General features: G+C 47.1%; 28 protein-coding genes. 15 read left to right on the top strand and 13 right to left on the bottom strand.

The genetic code is table 11. The features are described from left to right. Positions 1–33 precede the first annotated feature (33 nt). On the top strand, positions 34–1,035 hold the full coding sequence (locus ACJAYR_RS14145; RefSeq protein ID WP_407696680.1) for an ABC transporter substrate-binding protein: 1,002 nt from the start codon (positions 34–36) through the stop codon (positions 1,033–1,035). 163 nt (positions 1,036–1,198) lie between these two features. Further along, positions 1,199–1,918, top strand: coding sequence for a substrate-binding periplasmic protein (locus ACJAYR_RS14140; protein ID WP_415237208.1), 720 nt, complete (start codon positions 1,199–1,201; stop codon positions 1,916–1,918). Positions 1,919–1,994: 76 nt separating this feature from the next. On the opposite strand, the gene hydA is transcribed toward ACJAYR_RS14140, so the two are convergent. Next, the gene (gene hydA / locus ACJAYR_RS14135; RefSeq protein ID WP_415237207.1) at positions 1,995–3,452 is read right to left on the bottom strand and encodes a dihydropyrimidinase; all 1,458 of its coding nucleotides are present in this window, start codon (positions 3,450–3,452) and stop codon (positions 1,995–1,997) included. Positions 3,453–3,632: 180 nt separating this feature from the next. On the opposite strand from hydA, the gene ACJAYR_RS14130 reads away from it, so the two are divergent. Next, positions 3,633–4,505 carry a nitrilase-related carbon-nitrogen hydrolase gene (locus ACJAYR_RS14130; RefSeq protein ID WP_169545412.1) on the top strand — a complete coding sequence of 291 codons (873 nt, stop codon included), beginning with the start codon at positions 3,633–3,635 and terminating at the stop codon, positions 4,503–4,505. A 12-nt stretch (positions 4,506–4,517) separates the two neighbouring features. On the opposite strand, the gene ACJAYR_RS14125 is transcribed toward ACJAYR_RS14130, so the two are convergent. After that, on the bottom strand, positions 4,518–5,462 hold the full coding sequence (locus tag ACJAYR_RS14125) for an AEC family transporter (RefSeq protein WP_415237206.1): 945 nt from the start codon (positions 5,460–5,462) through the stop codon (positions 4,518–4,520). A 148-nt stretch (positions 5,463–5,610) separates the two neighbouring features. Between ACJAYR_RS14125 and ACJAYR_RS14120 the strand changes: the two genes are divergently transcribed. Further along, positions 5,611–6,306 carry a hypothetical protein gene (locus ACJAYR_RS14120; protein WP_415237205.1) on the top strand — a complete coding sequence of 232 codons (696 nt, stop codon included), beginning with the start codon at positions 5,611–5,613 and terminating at the stop codon, positions 6,304–6,306. Between the two features lie 5 nt (positions 6,307–6,311). Here ACJAYR_RS14120 and ACJAYR_RS14115 read toward each other — a convergent pair whose 3' ends face one another. Continuing rightward, positions 6,312–6,923: a pyridoxamine 5'-phosphate oxidase family protein gene (locus ACJAYR_RS14115; protein ID WP_415237216.1), complete on the bottom strand. Its 612-nt coding sequence runs from the start codon at positions 6,921–6,923 to the stop codon at positions 6,312–6,314. 124 nt (positions 6,924–7,047) lie between these two features. Here ACJAYR_RS14115 and ACJAYR_RS14110 point away from each other — a divergent pair, with 124 nt between their 5' ends. Both ACJAYR_RS14110 and ACJAYR_RS14105 read left to right on the top strand, forming a co-directional pair. Then, on the top strand, positions 7,048–7,470 hold the full coding sequence (locus ACJAYR_RS14110; RefSeq protein ID WP_415237204.1) for a GFA family protein: 423 nt from the start codon (positions 7,048–7,050) through the stop codon (positions 7,468–7,470). Then, complete coding sequence (locus ACJAYR_RS14105) at positions 7,460–7,864, top strand: VOC family protein (protein WP_415237203.1); 405 nt, start codon at positions 7,460–7,462, stop codon at positions 7,862–7,864. The genes ACJAYR_RS14110 and ACJAYR_RS14105 overlap by 11 nt, the downstream gene beginning before the upstream one ends. Here the strand turns inward: ACJAYR_RS14105 and ACJAYR_RS14100 are convergent. Together ACJAYR_RS14100 and ACJAYR_RS14095 are read right to left on the bottom strand one after the other, a co-directional pair. Next, positions 7,861–8,748, bottom strand: a complete 888-nt coding sequence (locus tag ACJAYR_RS14100; protein ID WP_415237202.1) for a DMT family transporter — start codon at positions 8,746–8,748, stop codon at positions 7,861–7,863. The genes ACJAYR_RS14105 and ACJAYR_RS14100 overlap by 4 nt on opposite strands. 59 nt (positions 8,749–8,807) lie before the next feature. After that, the gene (locus ACJAYR_RS14095; RefSeq protein WP_415237201.1) at positions 8,808–10,058 is read right to left on the bottom strand and encodes a D-amino acid dehydrogenase; all 1,251 of its coding nucleotides are present in this window, start codon (positions 10,056–10,058) and stop codon (positions 8,808–8,810) included. 137 nt (positions 10,059–10,195) lie between these two features. Between ACJAYR_RS14095 and ACJAYR_RS14090 the strand changes: the two genes are divergently transcribed. Next, positions 10,196–10,996 carry a crotonase/enoyl-CoA hydratase family protein gene (locus tag ACJAYR_RS14090; RefSeq protein ID WP_415237200.1) on the top strand — a complete coding sequence of 267 codons (801 nt, stop codon included), beginning with the start codon at positions 10,196–10,198 and terminating at the stop codon, positions 10,994–10,996. A gap of 55 nt (positions 10,997–11,051) precedes the next feature. On the opposite strand, the gene ACJAYR_RS14085 is transcribed toward ACJAYR_RS14090, so the two are convergent. Further along, a complete protein-coding gene (locus ACJAYR_RS14085; RefSeq protein ID WP_415237199.1) occupies positions 11,052–12,248 on the bottom strand; it encodes a serine hydrolase domain-containing protein in 1,197 nt (398 codons plus the stop codon). Between the two features lie 83 nt (positions 12,249–12,331). On the opposite strand from ACJAYR_RS14085, the gene ACJAYR_RS14080 reads away from it, so the two are divergent. Continuing rightward, positions 12,332–13,309 carry a lysophospholipase gene (locus ACJAYR_RS14080; protein WP_415237198.1) on the top strand — a complete coding sequence of 326 codons (978 nt, stop codon included), beginning with the start codon at positions 12,332–12,334 and terminating at the stop codon, positions 13,307–13,309. On the opposite strand, the gene ACJAYR_RS14075 is transcribed toward ACJAYR_RS14080, so the two are convergent. Next, positions 13,275–13,970, bottom strand: a complete 696-nt coding sequence (locus ACJAYR_RS14075; RefSeq protein WP_415237197.1) for an HAD family hydrolase — start codon at positions 13,968–13,970, stop codon at positions 13,275–13,277. The genes ACJAYR_RS14080 and ACJAYR_RS14075 overlap by 35 nt on opposite strands. Before the next feature lie 112 nt (positions 13,971–14,082). On the opposite strand from ACJAYR_RS14075, the gene glmU reads away from it, so the two are divergent. The 5 genes from glmU (at position 14,083) to ACJAYR_RS14050 (ending at position 19,826) form a co-directional block, all read left to right on the top strand. Beyond that, on the top strand, positions 14,083–15,420 hold the full coding sequence (gene glmU / locus ACJAYR_RS14070; RefSeq protein ID WP_415237196.1) for a bifunctional UDP-N-acetylglucosamine diphosphorylase/glucosamine-1-phosphate N-acetyltransferase GlmU: 1,338 nt from the start codon (positions 14,083–14,085) through the stop codon (positions 15,418–15,420). A gap of 31 nt (positions 15,421–15,451) precedes the next feature. Continuing rightward, positions 15,452–17,275, top strand: coding sequence for a glutamine--fructose-6-phosphate transaminase (isomerizing) (gene glmS / locus ACJAYR_RS14065; protein WP_415237195.1), 1,824 nt, complete (start codon positions 15,452–15,454; stop codon positions 17,273–17,275). Between the two features lie 443 nt (positions 17,276–17,718). Then, positions 17,719–18,552: an SAM-dependent methyltransferase gene (locus tag ACJAYR_RS14060; protein WP_415237194.1), complete on the top strand. Its 834-nt coding sequence runs from the start codon at positions 17,719–17,721 to the stop codon at positions 18,550–18,552. A 419-nt stretch (positions 18,553–18,971) separates the two neighbouring features. Beyond that, positions 18,972–19,397 carry a hypothetical protein gene (locus ACJAYR_RS14055; RefSeq protein WP_415237193.1) on the top strand — a complete coding sequence of 142 codons (426 nt, stop codon included), beginning with the start codon at positions 18,972–18,974 and terminating at the stop codon, positions 19,395–19,397. A gap of 72 nt (positions 19,398–19,469) precedes the next feature. Continuing rightward, complete coding sequence (locus tag ACJAYR_RS14050; RefSeq protein WP_415237192.1) at positions 19,470–19,826, top strand: MarC family protein; 357 nt, start codon at positions 19,470–19,472, stop codon at positions 19,824–19,826. An 85-nt stretch (positions 19,827–19,911) separates the two neighbouring features. Here ACJAYR_RS14050 and ACJAYR_RS14045 read toward each other — a convergent pair whose 3' ends face one another. The 4 genes from ACJAYR_RS14045 to ACJAYR_RS14030 form a co-directional block, all read right to left on the bottom strand. Then, a complete protein-coding gene (locus ACJAYR_RS14045) occupies positions 19,912–20,589 on the bottom strand; it encodes an ankyrin repeat domain-containing protein (RefSeq protein ID WP_415237191.1) in 678 nt (225 codons plus the stop codon). 44 nt (positions 20,590–20,633) lie between these two features. Next, the gene (locus ACJAYR_RS14040) at positions 20,634–21,092 is read right to left on the bottom strand and encodes a GlcG/HbpS family heme-binding protein (protein ID WP_415237215.1); all 459 of its coding nucleotides are present in this window, start codon (positions 21,090–21,092) and stop codon (positions 20,634–20,636) included. A 138-nt stretch (positions 21,093–21,230) separates the two neighbouring features. Beyond that, the gene (locus ACJAYR_RS14035) at positions 21,231–21,842 is read right to left on the bottom strand and encodes a response regulator transcription factor (protein ID WP_415237190.1); all 612 of its coding nucleotides are present in this window, start codon (positions 21,840–21,842) and stop codon (positions 21,231–21,233) included. Beyond that, the gene (locus ACJAYR_RS14030; RefSeq protein ID WP_415237189.1) at positions 21,842–23,371 is read right to left on the bottom strand and encodes a sensor histidine kinase; all 1,530 of its coding nucleotides are present in this window, start codon (positions 23,369–23,371) and stop codon (positions 21,842–21,844) included. The genes ACJAYR_RS14035 and ACJAYR_RS14030 overlap by 1 nt, the downstream gene beginning before the upstream one ends. 160 nt (positions 23,372–23,531) lie before the next feature. On the opposite strand from ACJAYR_RS14030, the gene ACJAYR_RS14025 reads away from it, so the two are divergent. After that, the gene (locus ACJAYR_RS14025) at positions 23,532–23,828 is read left to right on the top strand and encodes a hypothetical protein (RefSeq protein ID WP_415237188.1); all 297 of its coding nucleotides are present in this window, start codon (positions 23,532–23,534) and stop codon (positions 23,826–23,828) included. Positions 23,829–23,983: 155 nt separating this feature from the next. Beyond that, positions 23,984–24,619 carry a MarC family protein gene (locus ACJAYR_RS14020; RefSeq protein WP_415237187.1) on the top strand — a complete coding sequence of 212 codons (636 nt, stop codon included), beginning with the start codon at positions 23,984–23,986 and terminating at the stop codon, positions 24,617–24,619. Between the two features lie 18 nt (positions 24,620–24,637). On the opposite strand, the gene ACJAYR_RS14015 is transcribed toward ACJAYR_RS14020, so the two are convergent. Both ACJAYR_RS14015 and ACJAYR_RS14010 read right to left on the bottom strand, forming a co-directional pair. After that, positions 24,638–25,138, bottom strand: a complete 501-nt coding sequence (locus tag ACJAYR_RS14015; RefSeq protein ID WP_415237186.1) for a PAS domain-containing protein — start codon at positions 25,136–25,138, stop codon at positions 24,638–24,640. A 33-nt stretch (positions 25,139–25,171) separates the two neighbouring features. Further along, positions 25,172–25,919, bottom strand: a 748-nt coding sequence (locus tag ACJAYR_RS14010) for a cation diffusion facilitator family transporter (RefSeq protein ID WP_415237185.1), incomplete at its 5' end; no start/stop codon positions are given.

Here is a 25,919-nt window from a genome sequence, read left to right as displayed (position 1 = left end):
AACAAATATAAAAGTCTAACAGGAGAGGTGAAGATTATGAAAAAGATTGGGTTAATGGCGACAGCAGCGATGCTGAGTTTGGCGGCCGTAACGGCACAAGCAGCAGATAAGCTGACATTGCAGTTAAAATGGGTCACTCAGGCACAATTTGCGGGCTACTATGTTGCAAAAGACAAAGGCTTTTACGACGAAGTTGGTCTGGACGTTACAATTAAACCGGGCGGACCGGATATTGCTCCTGCACAGGTTCTTGCCGGTGGCGGGGCAGATGTGGTCATCGACTGGATGCCTTCTGCACTGGCAACTCGGGAAAAAGGTGTTCCGCTGGTCAATATCTCACAGGTATTTTCCAAATCAGGCATGATGCTCACCTGTCGTAAAGACATGGGAATTTCGGGCCCAAAAGACTTCAAAGGAAAAACTTTGGGCGTCTGGTTCTTCGGAAACGAATATCCGTTCCTTTCCTGGATGGATAAACTGGGTCTGAAAACAGACGGTACTGGTGCGGACATTACAGTATTGAAACAGGGCTTTAACGTTGATCCTCTATTGCAGAAACAGGCCGCGTGTGTGTCTACAATGACATATAACGAATACTGGCAGGTTCTGGATGCAGGTCTGAAGCCAGCTGAACTCAGCGTTTTCAAATATGAAGAACAGGGCGTTGCGACGCTTGAAGACGGTCTTTATGTCCTTGAAGACAGCCTCAAAGATGCAAAAATGAAAGACAAACTTGCTCGTTTTGTTAAAGCATCTCTTAAAGGCTGGAACTACTCTGTCGAAAATGTTGACGAAGCGGCGGATATCGTTCTTGAAAATGATGCAACCGGTGCACAAACTGAGAAACATCAGCGTCGGATGATGGGCGAAATTGCAAAACTGATTGATACCGAAAAATTGGGACGTTTGAACGAACGGGCTTATAAACGGACAGTTGCAACTTTGTTGTCCGGTAAATCAGCACCTGTGATTAGTAAAGCGCCAGTCGGTGCCTATACTCAGGAAATTTGGGACATGGCTTCCAAAATTAAATAAGGAATACAAATTTCCGAATTAAGGGGCGCTTTGGCGCCTCTTTTTTTGTCTTGTAGCCTTAATTTCCTCATTTTTTTCACAAATAATAAGATTTATCTTATATTACTTGGCTTTTCTGATAGTCTATTAGCGTCGGCTTTTATGTAGTATTTTGGACTTTTGTATGAAATCTGCGGTTTGGTATCTTGTTGTTCTGTGTCTTGCAGTATTAGTTGTTTTTGAAAACGATACGGCTGCGAACGAACGTCCTGCCCGCTTACTAATTTCGCAAAGTATGGGGGTCCCGACCCATGAAGCAGGGGCACGTGTTTTAACCGCACTTTATGCCAAAATGAACATCGACGTTGCCTTCAAAATTTTACCTGCCCGCCGAAGCCTTTTATCCGCAGTAAATAATGAAACAGATGGCCTTGTGTTTCGGATCGCTGAAATCGGGGACCTGTATCCAAACTTGATCCGGGTTCCCACACCCTTCATGCGCATCAGTGGATATGCCTACTCGATCGATGGCAGAATTGTCAATTCTCAAAGAGAGCTGAAAAATCTGAGGGTTGGGATCATAAGAGGGATTGTTTGGGCCGAAAGAATGGCGAAGGGATCGCATATCGTTTTTTTCGACAACTATCCAGCCATGTTAGGTAAGTTATTTGATGGTGGAATTGACGTTGTTGTCTCGGTCGAACATAGCATCCAGCGGGAAATCAAGGCAAAAAGGTATAAAAACAAATTTTATAGGGGGCGAGCCCTGATCGAGTTTGACCTTTATCATTACTTGAACGCCAAACATAAAGCATTGGTGGATCGAGTGGACTATTACCTGCAGGTCATGCAAAAAAGTGGCGAGTTCGATCGTCTATTCAGTAATAAAAAGCAATACCCATAATCTAAAATAAAAACCCCCGTTGCGGGACGGGGGTTTTTATCGTTAGACAGGCGCGAATATTCGGGCCTGTCTTCCTTTATTCGGCTGCAGCAGAAGGCCGGTTGACGCTTTTGGGAGCCGTTTTTTCTCTTCTGATTTTCAAGGCATCAAAGTGACTGTTGAAAGTTGGACGCTTGATATAGCGGCCGGCGCCTTTGACAACATTCAGCTGACCATCTTTAAAGACAACTTTGCCCTGACTGATAGTGTGGCTTGGACTTCCTTTGACTTCCATCCCCTCAAAGATGTTGAAATCGATGTTCTGGTGATGGGTTTTGACCGAAATGGTCCGTGTCATTTCAGGGTCCCAGACCACAATATCTGCATCGGCACCCACACTGATGGATCCCTTGCGCGGATGAATATTAAAGATTTGAGCGGCGTTTGTTGATGTGACCTTTACAAACTCATTGATCGTCAGTTTGCCTTGATTAACCCCATGTTCCCAAAGGACTGCCATGCGATCTTCCACACCGGAAGTTCCGTTTGGAATTTGGGTGAAGTCGTTGCGACCTGCAGCTTTTTGCGGGGCACAGAAACAACAGTGATCGGTTGCCGTTGTTTGCAAATTACCAGACTGCAAACCGCGCCACAATTCCCGCTGGTGATCTTTGGGGCGGAAAGGGGGGCTCATCACATGGGCCGCAGCAAATTCGAAATCTTCGTTATAATAAACACTGTCATCAATCAAAAGATGTCCCGCAAGGACTTCGCCGAACACCCGTTGGCCTTCAAGGCGGGCGCGGGTGATGGCTTCCAGGGATTCTTTACAGGAAACGTGAACAATATAAACTGGAGTTTGCAAGACCTGTGCTGTCCGAATTGCCCGGTTTGCGGCTTCGCCTTCAACTTCCGGTGGGCGGGATTGCGGGTGCCCCTCCGGGCCCGTGATGCCCTGTTTCAGCATTTCCTGCTGAAGGTAATAGACCATTTCACCATTTTCAGCATGGACAGTGGCCATTGCGCCCAATTCGCGGCAGCGGTTAAAGCTTGCCATCATCATCTCGTCAGAGACCATGATCGCGTTTTTATACGCCATGAAATGCTTGAAGGAGTTAATACCTTCCTGTTCGGCCAGAATACCCATATCCCGGTGAACGGTGTCATCCCACCAGGTGATGGCGACGTGGAAGCTGTAATCCGCAACAGATTTTTCCGCCCAACCGCGCCACTTTTGATAGGCTTCCATAATGGGCTCTTCTGGATCAGGAATAACAAAATCGATAATTTGTGTCGTTCCTCCGGCAAGCGCAGCGGCAGTTCCTGTGTAGAAATCTTCCGACGCAACTGTCCCCATGAATGGAAGCTGCATATGGGTATGAGGGTCAATGCCGCCCGGCATGACATATTGACCACCAGCATCAACGACTTCTGCGTTTGATGGTACTTCCAGATTTTCACCGATGGCCTTGATGATGCCATCCTCACAATAGACATCAGCCCGAAAACTTGTTTCTGATGTGACGACGGTTCCGCCTCTAATCAGGGTTGACATACCCACCTCCTGTTTATCCATTTCTCTAGCGATAATGTGGCGCAAGTCCCAGTTCCCGGCCAACATTTTTTCTATTTTAACTTTGCCTTTTAAAAAAGGATAGTTAAAATCCTGACCAATTGGTCAAAAAATATATTTTGTCATCCTAAACGGCATAAAACAGCAAACAGGAGAGGTGTCATGGCTATCGTAAAATCCGGTTTAATCCAGGTAGGATTAAAAGGAAATACGGATATGTCGCCAAAAGAAATCAGTGATCTGATGATTGAAGCGCATATTCCGTTTATTGAAGAAGCTGGTCAAAAAGGCGTTCAGGTCCTAAGTTTTCAGGAAGTATTCAACCAACCTTACTTCTGTCCTTCACAGGATAGCAAATGGTACGCAGCGGCAGAAAAAGTGCCTGATGGGCCCACTGTCAATCTGATGAAAGAATACGCCAAAAAATACAACATGGTGATTGTCGTCCCGATTTATGAAGAAGAAAAAACAGGGATTTATTACAATACGGCAGCGGTGATCGATGCAGATGGCACTTATCTGGGCAAGTATCGCAAAACCCATATTCCGCAAGTCGCAGGCTTTTGGGAAAAATTCTTCTTCCGCCCCGGAAATAGTGGATGGCCTGTCTTTGATACGGCTTATTGCAAGCTGGGTGTCTATATTTGTTATGACCGGCACTTTCCAGAAGGATGGCGGGCTCTTGCATTAAATGGTGCTGAATACATTGTTAATCCGTCTGCAACCGTAAAAGGGGTCAGCCAGTATCTTTGGGAGTTGGAGCAACCCGCCTCGGCGGTTGCAAATGGTGTTTACATTGGCGCCAGTAACCGGGTTGGCACAGAAGCCCCGTGGAATATTGGTGAATTTTACGGGTCGTCCTATATCGTCAATCCGCGCGGTGAACTGATTGTGCAGGCATCTGATAATAAAGACGAATTGATTGTTGCTGATATGGACATGGATATGATCCGTGAGATCCGTAATAACTGGCAATTCTTCCGGGATCGTCGCCCTGATACTTATTTGGATCTGGCGGACGATCACGTCAGTTAACCCATCCCGGTCTTACGCGGTGACCCGTTGGGCAAATTCAAGCCAGAAGGGGATCGCAATAAGGGATAAAATAACCTGAAGGGAAGAGGCGTTTGCATAAAGCGGTGCGTCTCCTCCCATTTCTCTGGCCAACAAATATCCGTTTGCAGCCGTTGGCATGGCAGCAAGGATCATAAGAACGTTTAATTCCAAGCCATTGATGCCCTGCAACAGGGCAATCACAAGAACCAAAGCTGGCATAAAAACCAATTTAAAGAAGCAGGCTAGAAGAAGCTTCAGGCGCATCGCTTCAAGATTGCCCAGTGTTAATCCGGCACCCACCGTTAGCAGTGTAATGCCAAGTGAGGCCCGCCCCAGAATTGTCAGGCCCTCATGAACAGGTTGCCAGAGTGACAGACCACTTAAATTAATTGCAATACCGAGCAGACATCCAATGATTAACGGGTTTTTTAAGATCTTGAGAAGGATTTGACCGGGCGCAATCTGCTTATCTGTCAGGAGCCACGTCATGACTGTAATATTGACCACGTTGATAGGCGGGATCATTGTAATTAAGCCCAATGCAACAATGGCGGTTGCGTTTTCACCGTACAGGCTGGCTACCAATGCGAGGGCGATAAATCCGTTAAACCGTGTGGACGTTTGAAAAAGGGACGTATAGGCCGCAATTTTCTGTTTTTTCTTCCGGGTGAGGGATGGGTAAAGCAGTGCAAGTATCACAAAGGTGACGGCTAACGCGCATAGTAATGTCAGGACAAATGGCCAAATTGCCAGTGACGTCATATCAGCTGAGGCCAGGGCGACGATGATAAAGCTGGGCATTAAAATCAGGAATGTTACTTTTTCAATGGGGATCCACTGGCTATCGTCTTTTAAAACGCGGCTTTTAAGATAAAAACCGAGCATCATGATGCCGAATACAGGTAAAAAGCCGTTTAACAGAACACCAATATCCATGCATTGATCCCTTTTTTTGATGGCATCCTATACACAAATTTTGTCTTGTCAAAAAATGCCGGGCGGTTATTGTTTTTGGATAATTCAGCTTTAAAGAGCAATCTGATCTGTTTAATTGAAAGCGTTATATCCCGGGGGAAGGGCGCACATGAACAAAGTGAGTTTAATGGCCGGTATATTTCTGGGGTCTATTACTCTGGCGGGATGTCAAACGATAGACGTCCAAAATGGCAGCGGGGATATCTATTTTTTCAAGGACGGCTTTGTTTCAAATTATAAGGCTTACCGGGCCGATATCCAAGTTGGAAACGATAATCCGCGTGCGTTTGCCTTTGACCCGACAACAGACACGGTCTCCTGGAATTCTGTTCGGAAGCTTGATGGGATTACTACTGCAAAGAACAAGGCGATTTCCAGTTGTGAAAAACAGGCTGAGAGTGGGAATTGCCGACTGTTTGACGTGAACGGTGTTATTGTCTGGGCGGGCCTCGACCCTACGCGGAAAAAGGAACTCCTCGACGTCGTATCAAAGACCGTTGATCTTTCCAACACACCGGTGATCGATTACCAAATGAGCCGCTTTAAGCTGTCCAGCAGACAGATTAAACAGGCAAAATTCTATATTGAGGCATCTGAAAAATATGACGCGTCTGCATTTTTTGTAAGTGCAAATGCTTATTCGGCAGGATGGTCCTTTTATAACGGTACGAATGCCTATCAGACGGCTATTCAGGCGGCACTGGTACATTGTAAACAAAAATCTGAATATTCAGACTGCTATTTATTTGCCGCAGATGGCAAGCCCATCAACAAGGATGCTGTTCAGGTATTGGACCCGTCATAAGCTGTTTAATAGAGTGTTTTCTTTTGCCGCGAGAGTAAGGTTTGATCATAGCTTATGGCGTCAAATGTCGGGCTGGCGGCTTTCGTCATTTCGCCGGCAGTTGGAACTTGGCCTTGTGTCAGAAACAAATTCGGGTTCCAAAAGTCAGATCGCATCAGCGCGCGGGCACATTGAAAATATACGGCTTCGATTGTTACCAGTATAACGCAGGTTGGTAGTTTTCCGTTCATTTCAAACTTTGTGGTCCATTGGGGATTAGTGGTCAGCTGGGCTTTCCCATTTACACGCAGGCATTCATTGATCCCCGGTATCATAAACAGCAACCCGACCCTTGGATCTTCAACAATATTGCGCAAAGTATCAATCCGGTTGTTTCCGCGCCTGTCAGGGATGGCCAGAGTTTGGTCGTCGATGATTTGGAGCAATTCCCCTTTTACGTCCCCGCGAGGAGAGCAATCAAGACCCTGACGACCAGTACTGGCCAACGCAAAAAAGGGCGATTGTTCGATCCATCGTCTGTAAACAGGGTTTAGTCTGGTGACTTCTTTTTCCAAAGAGGTCGACGCAGGCGGCTGATACAGATTTTCCAATTGTTCAATGGATGTGATCAAGTGCATATTTTTCACTGGTTTTACTTTTCTCGTTGCCGGGATCGCACCATACTACCTAAAAAATATTTCAAGACTAAGACAGTTTTTCCCGTCCATATAAATGGGGATTATTTTGAAAGGATAATGAGGCATGTCACAAGGGCAGAAATTGAAAACAGGAGCCTGTATGTGCGGGGCGGTTACATTTCATGTGACAGGCCCGTTTCGAGATCTGATCATGTGCCATTGTAACCAATGTCAACGGGCAAGTGGGCATCATGTCGCCGCGACAGCAGCCCCGATCGAAAATTTTGAATTTACTGAAGATCAGGGATTGCGATGGTTTCAATCCTCCGACCATGCAAAACGCGGCTTTTGCGAGAAGTGCGGAAGCAGCCTTTTCTGGCAAATGGCTGGAAACAAGGACAGAAGCATTTTTGTCGGATGCCTTGATGGAGATGTTGACCTGCCTGTTTCCATGCATGTTTTTGCCAAAGGTCGCAAATCCTATTATTCCCTTGAAGAAAATGTCCCTGTTTATGACTATTATCCGGGGGCCGACAATGAAGGGTAAATCCTTGCAGATTGCTCGGGCCGGTATCATTTTAAACACGGAAAATTTTGACGCCTGTGTTTCATTTTATAAACAGGTGCTGGGCTTGAAACTGTTGTTTGAAGAGCAGTCGGAAGGTTTTAGGCTTGCCTGTCTGGACTGCCTTGGAACTTATCTGATGATCGAAACAGGGGGTGTTTCTGTCCCTTCAGGAAAGACAGTTTCACAAAATTCGACCAAATTCAGATTTAATGTAAAAAGTATAGAAAATACCCTTAATCATTTGAAATCAAAGAATATTGATGCCCAGATTACCAATAATTCGTGGGGACAGTGTATTAATATATTTGACCCCGACGGAAACCGTGTGGCCTTTCGGGATGAGTCTACTTTTGTCAGCCAAATCCAAAACTAGGTGTGTTTGCGAACCCGTTCCCGATACAGGATATACAGGCCACTGGCGACAATGACGATGGCGCCTAAAATTGTATACTGATCCGGCAGATCTCCAAACGCGAAATACCCGAAAATGGCCGTCCAGATCAGTTGCGTGTAGGAAAATGGCGCGGCCGTTGACGCAGAGGTATAAGAGAAGGCTTTAATGATCACAAAATGACTGACCCCACCGATTAGTCCGATCACAGCCAGCAATCCCCATCCTTTGGCATCCGGCGCTGTCCAGACAAACGGGGCAACAATGGACATCACAACCGTTCCCACAAGCGCCGTATAAAACAGGGTGGTTACAGAACTGTCTATGCCAGCAAGTTTCCGTGTCGCGATCTGGTAAGAGGCATAAAAAACAGACATGCCAACGACGAGAAACATAGCAGGATGAACAATGCCAAGTCCGGGGCGCAGGATAATCAAAGCCCCCATAAATCCAATGATAACAGCGCTCCAACGGCGAAAGCTTACTTTTTCCTTTAATATCAAAACGGAAAGAACCGTCACAAATAACGGAGATGTGCTGCCCATGGCACCGGCGTCGGCGAGGGGAACATATTTAAGGGCTGTAAAGAAACAGATTGTCGCGCCCAGAAGCAGCATGGATCTGAAAACCTGCAATTTCAAATTGCTGGTTCGGATCAGTTTCATGCCTTGACTGGGGGCAAGAAACAACGTCATCAACACCATGTGAAAGAAATATCTGGCCCATACAACTTGTGACGGATCGTAAAATTGCGCCGTGTATTTCACGATACTGTCCATACAAACAAACAGAAAAATCGCGGTGCAATACAGCAGAATGCCTTGATAGGACTGCGCAATTGGTAATGAGTTGGATGGAGCAGACATTGATTGTCCAGTTCTTATTGTTAGCGGACATTTTCAACGGTTAATGGTTGTCCTGATGATCAGAAACGATCAACTGAATACCCCAAGATGTCAAGCTTTGTTGTTTTTCCAGCGATATGTCTGGCGATTAGGTCAGCCGATCCGCAGGCCAGGGTCCAGCCAAGCGGTCCATGCCCGGTATTTGTGTAGAAATTTTTAATTTTGGTTGGACCAACCAGAGGGACGCTATCCGTTGTCATTGGCCGTAATCCTGCCCAACGTGTGGCTTTGGCAGGATCTCCGCATTCCGGAAACAGGTCCATCACGGATTTAAGAACCATATCCTCACGTACTGAATTAGGGTCCGTCTGATACCCGTTAATTTCAGCTGTTCCTGCGGCACGAAGAGTATCCCCTAGGCGACTGATCACAATATGGCGGGTTTCATCAGTGATGCTTGTCATTGGGGCGGTATTGACGCCTTTTACCGGAATACTGACAGAATAGCCCTTTACCGGATAGATCGGCAGGTTGACCCCGGCCTTTAGAGCAATCGGCCGGCTGAAAGCACCAGAGCATAAAACAAAGGCGTCAAAACGTTCGGTCCGGTCATTCACAATCATCGCGTCAATAGTTGTGGCTGTGGTGTTAAAGCCGTTGATGGAGGCGGAATAGTGAAATTGCACCCCTTTTTCTTTCAGAATGCTTTCAAGGGCTCTGGTAAAGGCTCGGGCATTGCCACTTTCATCCCCTTTTGAATAGGTGCCCCCGATGAAGTTTGAGGCAGTATTGTGAAGAGATGGTTCAATATCCATACAGCCTTCACGCGTCAGAAAATCCTGATCAACGCCATGGTCGCGCAGCCATTTTTGCCGGATCAGGGCGTCTTCTGCTTCCCTGTCTGTCTCAAACAGCTTTAAGATACCTCTTTGTTCCCGGTCGTATTTCAGATTTTCTGCGCTGATCAGGTCATTCAAAGCGATTTGGCTGTATTTGGCCAGCTCAACGATTTTTTCAGCGTTCTTAAAAAACAAACTGGTTCGGCAATTCAAAAGATAGCGAAGACCCCATGCCCATTGATAGGGGTCAGTTTGCATTTTAAACACGAGCGGGGCGGCGTCATGGCCTAACCAGCGGATGAGTTTGCGTGGTAAATCAGGGCTGGACCAGGGGAAGGGCTGACTAACTGAAATCTGGCCCCCATTTGCAAAACTGGTTTCTTCGGCGGAGGCTGGCTGGCGATCAAATACAGTGACCTCGTATCCTTGACTGGCAAGGGAGTAGGCTGTTGTTACGCCTGTAACGCCGGCTCCAAGGACTGCTATTTTCACGATGAGAATTCCCGAGTTATCACTTGCGGTGCACCATACTCAATCCCGTTAAGGAACCCCACCCAAAAATGAAAAAAAGTGATAGGGATATCTATCTTGTTTGCAAGACGGCAAAACTCTTCTAAAGTTATCGGATCATGACTGAACCATTAATTTATGAACAGAATGAGGGAATTGTAACCCTCACGATCAATCGTCCGGAGGAGCGCAATGCCCTCTCTGACGATCTCATTTTTCGCGCATTTGTTGATGCTGCGGAGCGAATTAACAAAGATAACAGCGTCCGCTGTGTGATCCTGACAGGGAAAGGCAAAGCTTTTTCTGCTGGCGGGAATGTTAAGCACATGCGGGACAAAGAAGGGCTTTTCGCAGGGTCTCCGACAGAACTGCGGCAAGGCTATCGCCACGGCATTCAAAAGATCCCGCTGGCCTTTTACAATCTGGAAGTGCCAACAATTGCGGCGGTGAACGGTCCCGCCATTGGTGCCGGGTGCGACCTTGCCTGTATGTGTGATATCCGAATTGCCGGTAAATCAGCGAAGTTTGGCGAAACCTTTGTTGCTTTGGGGATTATTCCCGGTGATGGCGGCGCTTGGTTTTTGCCCCGAACAATTGGTCGAAGCCGCGCGGCTGAACTGACCTTTACAGGGGATGTCATTGATGCGGAAACCGCCCTTGAATACGGCATGGTTTCCCGTGTTGTTGAAGATGACGATCTTTTGGCGGCGGCGAATGAGCTTGCGGGTCGGATTGCCAGAAATCCCCCTCATGCGTTGCGTTTGTCTAAAAAACTGATGCGGGAAGGTGAACATACACGGCTCGACAGTCTTTTGGAAATGTCTTCAGCATTTCAAGCCCTTAGCCACTTTACTGAAGATCATATGGAAGCAATTGACGCGTTTTTTGAAAAACGCCCGGGCGATTACAAAGGGAAATAGCAATCGGTGGGTCAGCATCGCCATACGATTGCTGACCCATTTCAAACTGCGAATATCAAAGTTTGTTCCACCGATCAAAAATGGACATAAACTGGATGCCGGATCCGGAGTCCTGTCGGTAGCTGAATTTTATCATGATTTTGTCTGTTTCCGGATTAAGCGCCAGCATTTGCCCCGCATAACCAAGTCCCCAAAAGCCCGGCGCCCTTTTATTATCGGTCCACCATTGATACCCATATCCTCTAAAAGACGTTTTCAGGGTGCTGGGGAGTGTGATTTGTGTGCTGGTGGCTTTCCTTAAATACTCCCCAAAACAGGTATTTTGTTTGCGTTCCTTAAGGATCCAGACGGCAAGGCGTCCCCAATCTTTTAGGCGGGCCTGAAATCCTGAACTCGCCATGGTCGCCCCATTTCTATCGGCTTCCCAGTGGGCGGGGCCTTCAGGCCCGGTTTTCTGCCAAATCATTTGATCGAAATACGCGGCCAAGGGTTTCCCGGTACGGCGCTCTACAATTGTTGATATCGCAAGCGTGTCAGCCCCTTTGTAGATGAACATTTCACCGGGAGAGTGCACGTTTTTGTTTTCAATCCGTTCCCATAGTGGCCCCCAAAGAATGTCGGAAACCGTAACCTGACCCAAACGGATGGGCCAGGAATAACCGTTGAAAGGTTTCCCTGTTCTGGGGTTTGAGCCAATACCACCAGTAAATTTAGGCTGGCCACTTCTGACGGATTGATAGGCTCCGCTGCTCATGGTCAAAAGGTGACGAACGGTCGAGCGGCCAAAGGATGTTTCACCAAACTCAGGCACAACCATATTGGCGCTCTGATCGAGGGATGGGATAAGTCCGCCGCAAACGGCCTGTCCAGCAGCAAGGCTGGTCAGACTTTTGCCAATGCTCATACTATAAAATTCAGAGACTTCAGATCCAACGCCCTGATATGCTTCATATAAAATCTGGCCTGCCTCCACGACAAGGATCGCCGTTGTCGCAGGATAGGTTTTTAAATAATCCTGTAGGTTCTTTTGGAAGCCGTTTTGTAAAAACTGATTTCGCGCCTGTTCGCTGGCAACCGGTAATTCACTGGGGATAGGCGAGGGCTGAAAAACATAATCCGCGGTTGGTCCGACATCCACATACCCACCTACATTATGCGCCGGTGTCATCCTTTTCACGACCGCCGACGATGTACCACTTACTAAAATGGTAAAGAAAAGGCTCAAAAGGGCCGTGTGTAATAAAGCGAGCATGATTTAGGGAACCCCTTTCATCCTTCCATAGAGTTGCACTAGAATATAAACCACTCAGTCGTTAAAGGGTGGACGTGATCCAAATGCGCTTCAAGTTAAAATACTGTTTTGTCATTGCTTTGCTTTTCATTGGTGCCTGTTCACCGATGGTTCAACGTTCGGGAACGATAAATCAGGCGCCGGAACTGAAAGAAAGTCAATTTATTGCACAAGACGGTGTTTCATTGCCGATCAAACAATGGCCGGCCCTTGAGGACGAGAAAGCGGTTATTGTCGCGGTTCACGGGTTTAACGATTATCGAAATGGCTTTTCCTTTCCGGCAAGCTGGTGGATGCAAAAAGGCCTGACAACCTACGCGTATGACCAAAGGGGGTTTGGTGAAACAGAACAGCGGGGCATATGGGCGACAAGTGACCGTTTAACCGGGGATTTGTCATCACTTGTTACGCTCATCAAAACTCGGCATCCCGGCAAACCCGTCTATTTATTGGGCGAAAGTATGGGCGGCGCGGTTGTCATAAGATCCGTCACTCAAGCTAATTTTCCCGAGGTTGATGGTGTTATCCTGTCTGCGCCCGCAGTGTGGGGCTGGAAAAGCCTAAATCTGTTTTATAAGAGCAGCTTATGGGTAAGTGCTCATTTTTTCGGTGGGGTAAAAGCAAGCGGGAAAGGCCTTGGAATACAGGCGTCTGATAACATTCCCATGCTCAGAAATCTTGGTCGCGATCCGTATTTCATCAAAAAGACGCGTCTGGATGCGGTGTACGGTTTGGTCGGTCTTATGGATGATGCCTATGAGAGCGCTGAAAAAATGACGCTGCCGACCCTTGTTTTGTATGGCGCAAACGATCAGGTCATCCCAAAGAAACCGGTTGAAGATGTGGTTCAGAGGTTACCGAAAAGTGCTGATATCGTCCTGTATGACAAGGGATGGCATCTTCTGCTTCGCGATTTGCAGGCCCCTGTGGTCTGGGAAGATATTCGTAGCTGGATCGAAAAGAAAGAAATCCCGTCCGGCAGTAAAGTCAGGACCCTTCCGCTTTTTCCAGATGATGCCTAGAGATTTCATCTAAAATTCCGGTCAATTGATCAAAATGATCAATAACATAGGCTGCACCCAACTGATTTGCAGGGGTTTGGGAATATCCAAAGGTGACAGCAATACTATAAATACCGGCGGAATTAGCCGCATCGATATCATTGTGGGTATCCCCGATCATGACCGAGGGGCCGTTCAATGGAGGAAGCATTTCCAGTGTTTTCGTAATATGGGCAGGATCAGGTTTTCGGATGTCAAAACTATCTCCGCCCGTGATAACGGAAAAGTAATCTGCCATTTGGTAATCATGAATGATCGTCTTGGCAAATTCGTACGGCTTATTGGTACAAACCCCCATTTTGCAATCGGACTTTTGCAAGTGGTCCAACGTTTCGCGTACGGCCGGGTAAGGAAAACTATGAACGGAGAGGTGATCCCGGTAGTGATCAAAGAAAAGAGTAACCAGTTCTTCAAATTCATCATTGGCAGGTAACCCACCGGTCGCTTTTAGACCTTTTTCCAGCAAAACACGGGCGCCTTGACCGACCATATGTTTGACACTTTCAAGAGATACGAGGTCTCTATCAAATGTTTTCAAACAATGATTTAGGGTATTGTGAAGATCTGGCGCGGTATCCAAAAGGGTCCCATCCAGATCAAAAAGCAGGTTCATAGGGTGCATTTGTGAAAAATCCCGTAACATTGTTTGATTTGGGAGCAAAGTAATCATTGTGTAAGAGTGCAATCAACAGATAAAAGTTGATCTATTGCAATATTTTATATTGAGAGACTAAATGACAGCGATCGCGACCGTTATCCTGGCGGCTGGTGCGGGTTCCCGCATGAAGTCGAAAATGCCAAAAGTACTGCATCAAATTGCCGGAAGGGCAATGGTGTCTCATTTGCTGGATACTGTTTCCACTTTAAACGCGACCAAAAACATTGTCGTTGTGGCATCGGGTATGGATGACGTGCGGGCAGAAGTGGCCCCAGCGCAGACAGCTGTGCAGAAAGAGGCTCTTGGAACCGGTCATGCGGTGGCCGCAGCCCTTCCTGATCTGGAGGGCTTTGTCGGGGATATACTGGTCCTGTACGGAGATACGCCGTTAATAACAGCAAAAACATTGCAGGCGATGATCGAGGCACGCCGGGCATCAACGGACAATGCTGTCGTGGTTCTGGGCTTTGAGCCGGAGGACCCACTGGAATATGGACGACTGGTGACAAACGAGGCCGGCGATCTTGAAGCCATCGTTGAATTCGCTGATGCAACAGATGAAGAGAAATCGGTAAGACTTTGTAATTCAGGCGTTATGGCGATTTCATCGGAACATATTGAAGGATTGATTTCAGCGGTCGGCAATGAAAATGCAAAAGGTGAATATTACCTTACGGATATTGTTTCGATCGCCCGTTCAAAAGGATTGACCTGCAAGGTCGTCAAGGGACAGGAGACTGAACTACTGGGCGTGAACAACCGGGTTCAGTTGGCCGAAGCTGAAGAAATTGCGCAGGAACGTTGGCGCAAACAGGCCATGACACAAGGCGCAACGCTGATTGATCCTAAAAGTGTCTTCTTCAGCCATGACACTATTTTGGGGCAGGATGTGGTTGTCGAGCCCAATGTGTTCTTTGGTCCGGGCGTCACCGTTGCGGATGGGGTACGTATCAAAGCCTTTTCCCATATCGAAGGTGCAACAGTTGGCGCCAAATCGCAGGTAGGTCCTTATGCCCGCTTACGACCGGGCGCCGCGCTTGGCGAAGAGGTGAAAGTCGGAAATTTTGTCGAGGTAAAAAAAGCGTCTTTGGACGATGGGGCCAAGGTCAGCCATCTTTCCTATATCGGGGACGCGCATGTCGGGGCACAGGCTAATATCGGGGCCGGCACGATTACATGTAATTACGACGGTTATGACAAGGCAAAGACGGTGATTGGGGCCGGTGCGTTTGTTGGTTCTAACACGGCCCTTGTTGCGCCTGTCAGGATTGGTAAAGGGGCGATTATTGGAGCCGGTAGCACAGTTACCAAAGAGGTTGCAGAGGATGCGTTGATGGTGGAGCGCGCCTCAGAAACCCAAAAAGCGGGTTGGGCAAAACGTTTTCGGGCCATGAAAGCCCGGCTTAAGAAATAATTCAGAAGCTTTTTAGCGGATAAGAGGATCTATGTGCGGAATAATCGGTGTCTTGGGCAAAACGGATGTTGTCCCATCTCTGATCGGTGGTTTGAAACGACTTGAATACAGAGGATATGACAGCGCGGGCATTGCTGTCCAGACGGGCGGGTTGATGGACCGCCGACGGGCAGAGGGGAAGCTTGTCAATCTGGAAAAAGTCGTAACCGAAGATCCCTTGACCGGGCTTACCGGTATTGGTCACACCCGGTGGGCGACCCATGGGGTTCCCAACGAGACCAATGCTCACCCGCATATGACACCGCTTGTTGCCCTTGTGCATAACGGGATCATTGAAAATTATAGGGAACTGGCCGCTGAGCTTGAGCCACGGGGTTATTCTTTTTCATCGGAAACAGATACGGAAATTGCCGCCTGGGTCATTACCAGTTTTCTGGAGGATGGAAAAACACCTGAAGAAGCCATTGCGCTGTCTCTTAAAAAGTTTCAGGGCGCCTTTTCACTCGCCGTTATCTTCAAGGGGGAAGATGATCTGATGATTGGCGCCAAGCGCGGCGCCCCTCTTGCTATTGGCTGGGGGGATGGCGAAATGTTTTTCGGCTCTGATGCCATGGCGCTTGCGCCGCTTACCAGCCGGATTTCCTATCTGGAAGAAGAGGACTGGGCGGTTCTGCGCCGGGAAGGGGCAACCATTTACGATGGAAATGGGGCACAGGTTGAGCGTGAAATCAAGCTCACTCAGCTTTCCGGCGCGATGATAGGCAAAGGAAATCATCGCCATTTCATGATGAAAGAAATCGTCGAGCAGCCGGCGGTGATCGGGGAAACACTGAACGGGTTTTTTAACCCGAAATCACGGACCATCACGTTGCCTGATCTTCCGTTCAGTTGGACGGACCTGCCAAAAGTAACAATCGTCGCCTGCGGTACGTCTTATTATGCCGCCATGGTCGCTAAATACTGGTTTGAAGGTCTGGCACATCTGCCGGTTGAAGTGGATATCGCCTCTGAATTCCGGTATCGCAGTATGCCGTTACCAAAAGGCGGACTGGCGCTGTTTATCTCTCAATCAGGTGAGACGGCGGACACGTTGGCAGCATTACGCTATGCCCGGCAACAAGGCCAGCATATTGCCAGTATCATCAATGTTGAAGAAAGCTCGATGGGGCGCGAGTCAGATTTTGTCTTTCACACCAAAGCAGGGCCTGAAATCGGGGTTGCCTCGACAAAAGCCTTTACCTGCCAGCTGGTAACGCTTGCCTGTATTGCGATTGATGCTGGTGTTAAGCGGGGTACGTTGTCTGCTGAAGAAGAAGCGCATTTAAGTTCGGCGCTTTCCGAGGTGCCCGCGCGGGCCGCCGAAATACTGGATCATGACGGCGCCATTCGTGAGCTTGCCAAAAAAATCTTTGAAGCCAGAGACATTCTCTATATCGGCCGGGGACCCGGTTATCCCATTGCCCTTGAAGGGGCGCTGAAATTAAAGGAACTCTCCTATATCCATGCAGAAGGATACGCGGCGGGAGAGCTGAAACACGGGCCCATCGCGCTGATTGACGAAACCGTTCCGGTCATCGTGGTTGCCCCCACCGATCATTTCTTTGAAAAAACAGCCTCAAACATGCAGGAAGTCATGGCGCGAAATGCCCAAGTGATTTTCCTGTCTGACGCAGAAGGAATGAAGCAACTGGGCGAACATGCCCTTGGATCTATCGAAATTCCAACGGTCGATCCGTTTGTAACTCCGATCCTGTACGCAATCCCGGTTCAGATCCTCGCCTATCATGTGGCCGTTTTAAAAGGCACGGACGTTGACCAACCCCGCAATCTGGCGAAATCTGTAACGGTAGAGTAGGGACTGGAGCTTGATGGCAACGCGTGTCGGTGCGCAGTAGAGGTGTGAATATTTATATCTGAGCGAATTTTGCATCAATTCGCTCAGCTGACAATTTACTAAAGGCAAAAGCGGTTGTTAAGGGCCATGCAATGAAAGTCCGTCGCGGGCGGGAAGCGGACCTTGACGCCTTTATACTAAGCAGTATCAAAGCAAGCTAAAACAGACATTAACACAGCCAGAACGGAAGAAACCAAAATTTGCCGCTATGGGCCCAAAAGTTACCGACTTTCTGCATCGCAACCAACGCCCGCTATTAGGACAGAGCGGCCGTTTCTTCGGTGCTTTTTAATGTCGGCTTTCAGCTTTCTTGCATTGTGAGAGCAAAAGGTCCACTGTTTAGCTATTCGACGTCACACATTTGATAAGACGTGCACAGTCATACGTCGGGAAAGCTGAGCATTATGGACTATGCTGAAAAAATATCCACTCACTATGCCCACGGAAACCTTCTGGCGGCCATAAAGGCGGGACTCGAGGTACAAGGAGTTAAGGCAGAAAATGCGAGTGTTGAGGATCTTGGGCCGGTCGATGAATTTCATATCGGTGGCCGGGTCGCGAGTGCACATTTTCTGAACCAACTCGAAATTAAGCCTTCTCAGACGATTCTTGATGTCGGGTGTGGCTTAGGGGGGGCAGCGCGTTTTTTAGCAAAAACCTACGGAGCAAAGGTTGTGGGTGTGGATTTGACTGCTGAGTATGTCGAAACAGGACAGGCGCTTTGCGAATGGGTTGGCCTATCCGATCGCATTGAGCTTCATCACGAAAGTGTGCTCTCTCTGCCGTTTGAGGCGGTGCGTTTCGACGGTGCGTTCATGATGCATGTTGGCATGAACATCCAAGACAAGCAGACCCTGACTGCAGAGGTGTCGCGCGTTCTTAAACCCGGAGCGAGATTTGGTATCTATGACATCATGAAGACCAATGATGAAGAGCTGATTTACCCGGTCCCTTGGTCAAACACGTCTGAGACAAGTTGGCTGGCACGCCCTGAAGACTATCAAGCAGTGTTAAAGGCCAATGGGTTTGCCAACGTAAAAGAAAACAATCGTCGCGCGTTTGCCATGGAGTTTTTCAAGAAGATGAAAGCAGCGGGCGATGCGGCTGAGGGCCCGCCGCCTTTAGGATTGCACGTTCTCATGAAGCAATCGAGCGCAGAAAAAATCCCGAATATGGTCGCGAATTTAGCTGCAAATCGGATCTCTCCGATAGAAATGATCGCGGTAAAAGGCGATTAAACCTCACTGTCTAAGCGTGATAATTTGCTTGTGATTGATGTGAACTCTTTGAAAATCGGCGCAATTGCCGACATTCGCCGCATCGCAACAACTCGACCACGTTGTCCGCAGAGCTGCCGTTTAAGTGCATTTACTCAAGCCTATTACCGAATGTCAGCTTTGGAGAAGTTCAAAACGTAAAACATACCGAGCTCGAAGGTTTGCAAAGGGCCGCGTGCTGACAAACTGATGTACGAAAGAACCTTTTATTTTTGGCGGTTGTCTGTCACAAAACCCATGACAACGAATACTTTTTCCTGTTGGCGTCGGTAAAACAGAATATTGTGTTTTCTTAAAAGAGGGCTTGTGAAAAGGGAATAGTTTTATGGTATGATTTACCCTGTTATCAATGGTTTAGATAGGGCTTAGCTTACGATATTATGGTATTCCCCCACGCACCCGTTATTCAGCAGCATGTCACCGGTTGTGCCCTTGCGAGTACGGCATGGATAACGGAGCGGACCTATGAGCAGGTTCTGGCCCGCGCTGAAGCATTGGGTATTGATATTACGAATTCTACGCTTTGGTCAGAGACAACTGAGGCCCGGCGGCTTTTACACAGTTATAAGGTGCAATTGTCTGCTGATGAAATCCCGTTTACCAATTGGGAAAGTCTGCCGGACCGGGCACTTCTGGCCGTGAAATGGCATTTAGAGCAGGGAAAACCGCACTGGCACTGGGTTGTTTTTTCGCGATCTGGTGCCGATCAGATTGTAATGGATCCCAAAAAAGGGCTGAAAAACAATATTCGAACGGATTTTGGCCGTATAAAACCCAAATGGTTTATCGAAATATTCAGTCCTTGACGTTAAAACACTCGGGGTGCGGCGTTGCGGTACCGTTTTTTATGGTGAGGGCACCTGGAATGGATATGATTTTTGCGACCAAGTGTTTTTGGGGCGCTTTTTGCAATTATGAGCCCCTTTCTGATTTTGCCGATCTTTTTGGCGATGACCAATAAGGAAACGGTCAAACAGCAACGTATAATCGCGGTGCAGACGGTCTTATTCTGTTCGATCCTGTGTATTGTGGTGGCGTATGCAGGCCATAATATTATCGGATTTTTGGGTATCACTGTTGATCACTTCAGGATCGCCGGCGGCATAGTTTTATTTGGTATTGCTTTTTCCATGCTGAACGGTCGGGAAATATCGCCGCACAGGAATCCAGGCTCTTGTGCCGTTGTGGCACCCCGTTCTTCCTGTGGCAGTACAGATTTGTCCGGTGTTTCCTGAATATCCGCTGCAACAGGTGAGTAATTGTGAAGAATATTCGTCATAAAGCCCTGAATACTTGGCTTAATAAAACATCCGGTGACGTTTATTCAAGTAATCGAATGATCTCAGTATACCCTCTTTGCCGAGCATGTGTTATGGGCAGAACACCTTGATTATCGGTACGCGTCTTATCTGCGCCGAAACTGAGTAGTCGTTCAACAATCTCTACATAATTACTGCCGCCATCCCCTAAAATGATTGCCTCCAATAAGGCTGTCCAACCCAGGTTATTCACATGATCAACGTTTGAACCTGCGTTCAGCAACATTTCAACGACTTTTACATGACCAAGGTGAGCGGCAGCAATTAACGCTGTGCCTGCATATGGGCTGGTTGTATTCTTCGCGTCACCACCAGATGATAGAGCAAGTTCTAACATTTCAATATCATTGGCTACTGCAGCAATTGTTACGACATCATACTGGTCGTCTTCAAAAGCATTGACGTTACTCCCAGCCTGAACAAGAAGAGAAAACATGTCTTCATCAGACTGAAATGCAGCAATATGAAGTGCCGTACGACCGGCAGTGTCTCGTTGTTCAAGGTCAATATCTTGACTGATATATCCTTGTACCTTCGTGGCGTCACCTTTCAGAACGGACATTAAAAAAGGCGAATATTGAGAAATTTCGTTGGAGGATGGCGGGGTTTGCGCGTTGCTGTGAGTTGCCGATAGAAGATACAAGCTCAATAATGTGCAATATACAAACTTCTTAATCATAATCTCATTCCTTTCACAATTCACATACCCCGACCTGACATTAGTTATTCAGCACCAATTGCAGCCAAACCAACTTTTGCGCATTTTTCATCTTTGTCACCGCCCGGTGCGCCACCGACACCAATACCGCCAACCAAAGCACCGTTGATTTTAATCGGTAGACCACCGCCCAGAATAACCAAACGAGAGTCCATGTCTCTCAGGCCGTCCAATTCTCGGTGATCTTTAAGGAACATTGCCAGACCCATTGTCGGACGACCCATGCTTGCCGATGTGAAGGCTTTACCTGTGCTGCTTCCAACTGTGTGTGGACCAGAACCATCTGCTTTCAGAAGAACTTTTGTTTCGCCAGAACGGGCAACAATCGCCACGCTAACATTGAAACCATCCGCTTTACATTGTTGAATTGCCGCGTTTGCAGCCTTTTGTGCCATGTCAAGCGGCAGGTACGGTGCTGTCGGCAGATCTGCGGCCATTGCAGATGTTGTCATTGCTGCACCCATTACAGCGAAACCAAATTTTACAAATGTCGAAGGAATGATTTTCATATGCTTAACTCCATGATGTGTTGTCCTGGAATCAAGTTATGGTTTTTTTGCTAATATTGTAATTCGTAGGGTAACGACCACGTATCCGTAGTGCTACGGATACTTTAAACCTGCTTCGAAAACGATCCGCGCCATTTCAGCCACAGATGTTGTCCCAAATTTATCTGCAATTTTTGCCCGGTGACTTTCAACAGTGCGTGGTGACAGATCAAGGCTTGAAGCAATTTCCTTGGTGGTCCATCCGCGTGAAATCAATTCAAGAACCTCTTTTTCTCGTGGTGTAAGTTTTTTAACAAGGGAAATAACCTCATTTGCCTCTTCTTGTTTTATACTTTCGCTTTGCAGGACTTCTTCGCCTTTCTGAATTGCATCAATCAAGTCTTGTTCATTAATCGGCTTACTGATGAAATCAATGGCTCCATTTTTAAATGCTTTACGGCAAGCGTTGATATCACCATGACCACTTATAATAATTATTGGAAAGGCGCAGTTTGCCTCCAGCAGCTTTTCCTGCACTTTTAGACCTGAGACCATTGGCATTCGAATATCCATGATGATACATCCTGCTTGCAGAGTTGGCAGGTCGCTTAAAAACCTCTTAGGGTCTGCAAATGTGGTTACATCATAGTTCATGGTTTGCAATAACAGACTCAACCCGTCTCGCACGGCTTCGTCATCATCGACCAAATAGACCCGTGTATTCATTATGCTGTTCCGTTGTCTGTAAGAGGAAGTTTCACAAGTACAGTGACACCACCGACATCATTATTCGTGATTTCAATCTGCCCGTCGTATCGGTTGATAATGTTCTCACATAACGACAAGCCCAAGCCCATACCTTTTTCTTTGGTTGTGTAAAATGGCTCAAATAGATGGTGAAGTGTCTCTTCATCAAGACCTCTTCCATTATCTTTGACCGAGAAAACTGCACTTTGTTGGTCAATGTCTGTCGAAAAATGAAGGTGTCCCGATCCTATCCCCTCCATCGCATCTACGGCATTTCGTGATAGATTGAAAATCACTTGTTCAATGGCAACATGGTCTGCCTGAATAATTAGCGGTTCAGGGTGAAGCGTCGTCTTTATTGTAATCCCTTTCTCCTTGAGATCAGCTTTCATGAGATCTCGGATACCCTCGGCAACAGAGTTCAGGTCAAACATTTCCATCGTTTCTGTATTATGTGTGGTCCAGGTCCGAAGCCGATTGACAATATCACCCCCTCTTTGTGCTTGCTTGGAGATATTCCCAAGAACCTGCTTCAAAGTCTCAAGATCATCTGGTCTTGTTTCAACAAGCCGAACACCTGCCTGGCTTTGACTAAGGATCGCCGTTAAGGGTTGGGTTATTTCGTGTGCCAGACCAGAAGCCATCTCGCCCAAACCATTTATTCGTGAGGCTTGTGCAATTCGTGCTTCATGCTCACCAAGTAACGCTCGTTCTTCGGCAAGTCGCGCTTTCTGTCGTTGAGTTAAAAAGGCTTTAGAAAATACAATACCAATCAAAGTGAATAAGAGCACTGGTAAAGTCGTTTGCCAACGGATGTAATCAGTTAAATGCAATTGCTGTGAGATAACCAACGTCAATGGCTGGCTTTTGCTGCCCAACAACTTTGAAAACGAAATATCTTGAGTAAACCAACTTTCGGGTGCTGTCTGTCCGACGGAATATACGATCACGCCAGAATTTGTTTTTAGGACGATCTGTGTGTTTAAGTTGAAATCCAGTTCATTCTCGATAAGTTTCTCTGCATTTATAAACAGAGCTAATCCATATCGTGCACTATCTGAATTCGGAGAACGTTTGACTAAAAAATATCCATTTGATGAGGGGATAATCTGAAGTCGACCGTCAGATGCAAAGGCTGCATCATTAATGGCACGGGCATCATTTTGTGCCAAATGGGAATACCGAGTTGAAAACACTGTTTCAGGATTGTTTTTGTCCAACTTGATCAGATCAACATATTCAATGCGTGAGTAAAATTTACGAATTGTCTCCGACAAGTTCAACATCATATCTTTTAACGGTTTTTCATTTGCAGAGGCCAATGCAGACAAACCAGTCAAGTGAGCATCGTGCTGATCTGCGCGTTGGGAGATCAGTCGATGTATCGCCCCCGCTTTAGTATTGAATTCTTCTTTTAAACCCGCAAAATTCATGCTGGTCAGTAATGCCATCAGAAGGGTCGCAAATAGAAACCAACCGACAATAATTAATTTTAGTTGTTTTGCCATGAACATGCAGACCTAAGATATGATTTGATTGTAATATTGTTACATTCTCAACAATAATTCACAATATTTTCAGCGGACTTCACTGTTGCTTTCCAGACTGGCCGATCGAATTGATGCCTGATCGTTTCCCAATGCAGAAGATCATGAGGTTTCCGTAGCTATGACGGTACCGTTATGCAAATACGAATACGGAATGGATATGGGGCGGCCCTATGAGCAGGTTCTGGTCCGCGCTGAAGCATTGGGCATTGATATAACGAATTCTAGGCTTTGGTCAGAGACAACCGAGGCCCGGCGGCTTTTACACAGTTATAAGGTGCAATTGTCTGCTGACGAAATACCGTTTACCAATTGGGAAAGTCTGCCGGACCGGGCACTCCTGGCAGTGAAGTGGCATTTAGAGCTGGGAAAACCTCATTGGCACTGGGTTGTTTTCTTCCGATCTGGGACCGAATAGGGGGTTATGGACCCCAAAAAAGGGCTGAATAATAATATTCAAACTGATTTTGGCCGTATAAAACCCAAATAGTTTATCGAAATATTCAGTCCTTGACGTTAAAACACTCGGGGTGCGGCGTTGCGGTACCGTTTTTTGTAGAGAGGGCACCTGGAATGGATATGATTTTTGCGACCAAGTTTTTTGGGGCGCTTTTTGCAATTATGAACCCTTTTCTGATCTTGCCGATCTTTTTGGCGATGACCAATAAGGAAACGGTCAAACAGCAACGTATAATCGCCGTGCAGACAGTCTTATCCTGTTCGATCCTGTGTATTGTGGTGGCGTTTGCAGGTCATAATATTATCGGATTTTTCGGTATCACTGTTGATCACTTCAGGATCGCTGGCGGCATAGTTTTATTTGGTATTGCTTTTTCCATGCTGAACGGTCGGGAAATGTCGTCTCATACAGGGACAAATACAGAAAAAAACTATCTGGATACAGAGGGTGGGGTTGCATTTTATCCCATGTCCTTTCCCATCATAGTTGGTCCGGGTACCATTACGACCCTGACCATTTATGCGTATCAGACGAAAAAGGTTGAGCATTACGTTGCGTATGGCGCGTCGTTGTTGCTGATCATGGCCATCATGCTGGTTGTACTGTTTTTTGCCAGTGCCATAGGCAAGATGCTCTCCAACAAGATACGGATTATTGTGACCCGAATAATGGGTATGATGCTGGTTGCGGTGTCCGTTGGGATGGTCACAACGGGTTTAAGTGTTTTATTACCGGGGCTCGCTGGATAAACAGACGGAGATCCTGTTTTACCTCACTTCAGCGAAAACCCCCAATATATGGGTGACAATACCGTCCTCGTTTTCGAGCGGGCAATCAACGGATTCAAAATTAATGAATTCTCGGTCCATGATCGCAAGGTCGCCAAAACACTGATAGGCTACTTTTTCAGTCGCCACACGCCACATATGCTTGGCTAACAGTCGATCATCAATGCTGCCATTCTCTTCAGAAAATTCGTGATTAAGGGTTCGTCGGCCGATCAGGTCGGCCACCGTATCGCCATGAAGGCGATAGAGAAAATGACCGGGCCCCAGAACCTCAATTAAGAATATGTTGGCGGGTAAACTTCGATGCTGTGTGATGTCGAAATCATCACGCGAGGGAAGGGCTGGGGCAAACCCGGCCCACCATTCAAACAGCTTGCGGGGTAATGGGGACACGAACTGATCCGCTCTCAAGGCCGGGAGCCTTTCTACCTTATTAAAATTTTCTTCGCGTTTTTGGTCCCGGTTTGGATCCTGCTGCATAGTCTGTACTGCCTCTACTTCATACTAAACGAGCTAGGTCGCTAAATTCTCGCGGTGCCCAGCAATACTTTGTGCTTCGATAAAAATACGCCGAATTTGTGGAAATTCAGCTTTAATTTGCTGTTCAAACCGTGATGTCGACGCTTCAACTTCATTTGCCCCCATGTCCTCTTTAAAGTCGACACTGATGTTCAGCAGGATATCATCTGGGCCTAAATGCATGGTCAGAGTTTCATTTACGGCCAGAATTCCGGGATCACTTTTGATAATGTTTTCGATTTTCCCGGTTACTTCGATCGATGCACTTTCACCAATTAACAGGCCTTTACATTCTATAGAGAGAATGATGGCGACCGATGCCAGTAGAACGCCAATAAGAACGGATGCAATACCATCAAAAATCGGAGCATCGTAATATTGTGCGATTGAAATACCGATCAGGGCAATCAATAGCCCCAGCATCGCGGCAGTATCTTCTAGCAAAACAGTAAAGATTGTCGGATCTTTACTACGCTTGATTGCCCGCCAAAGCCCTTGTTGGCCGATAACCTTTTTGAATTCACGGTATGCGACCGACCAGGCCCAACCTTCAAAGATCAGGCCAAGGCTCAGGATGGCGTAGTTCCAGTTCGGGTTTTTGATCGTTGTCGGGGATTGGATCGCATGGATGCCTTCATAAAAGGAGATACCGGATCCCAATGCGAAAATAAGGATCGCGACCATGAAAGACCAAAAATAAACCTCCATACCATATCCAAATGGATGGAGTTTATCGGGCTCT

This window comes from Sneathiella sp., assembly GCF_047631475.1.
GTDB lineage: Bacteria > Pseudomonadota > Alphaproteobacteria > Sneathiellales > Sneathiellaceae > Sneathiella.
This window is presented reverse-complemented; position numbering and strand designations above follow the sequence as displayed.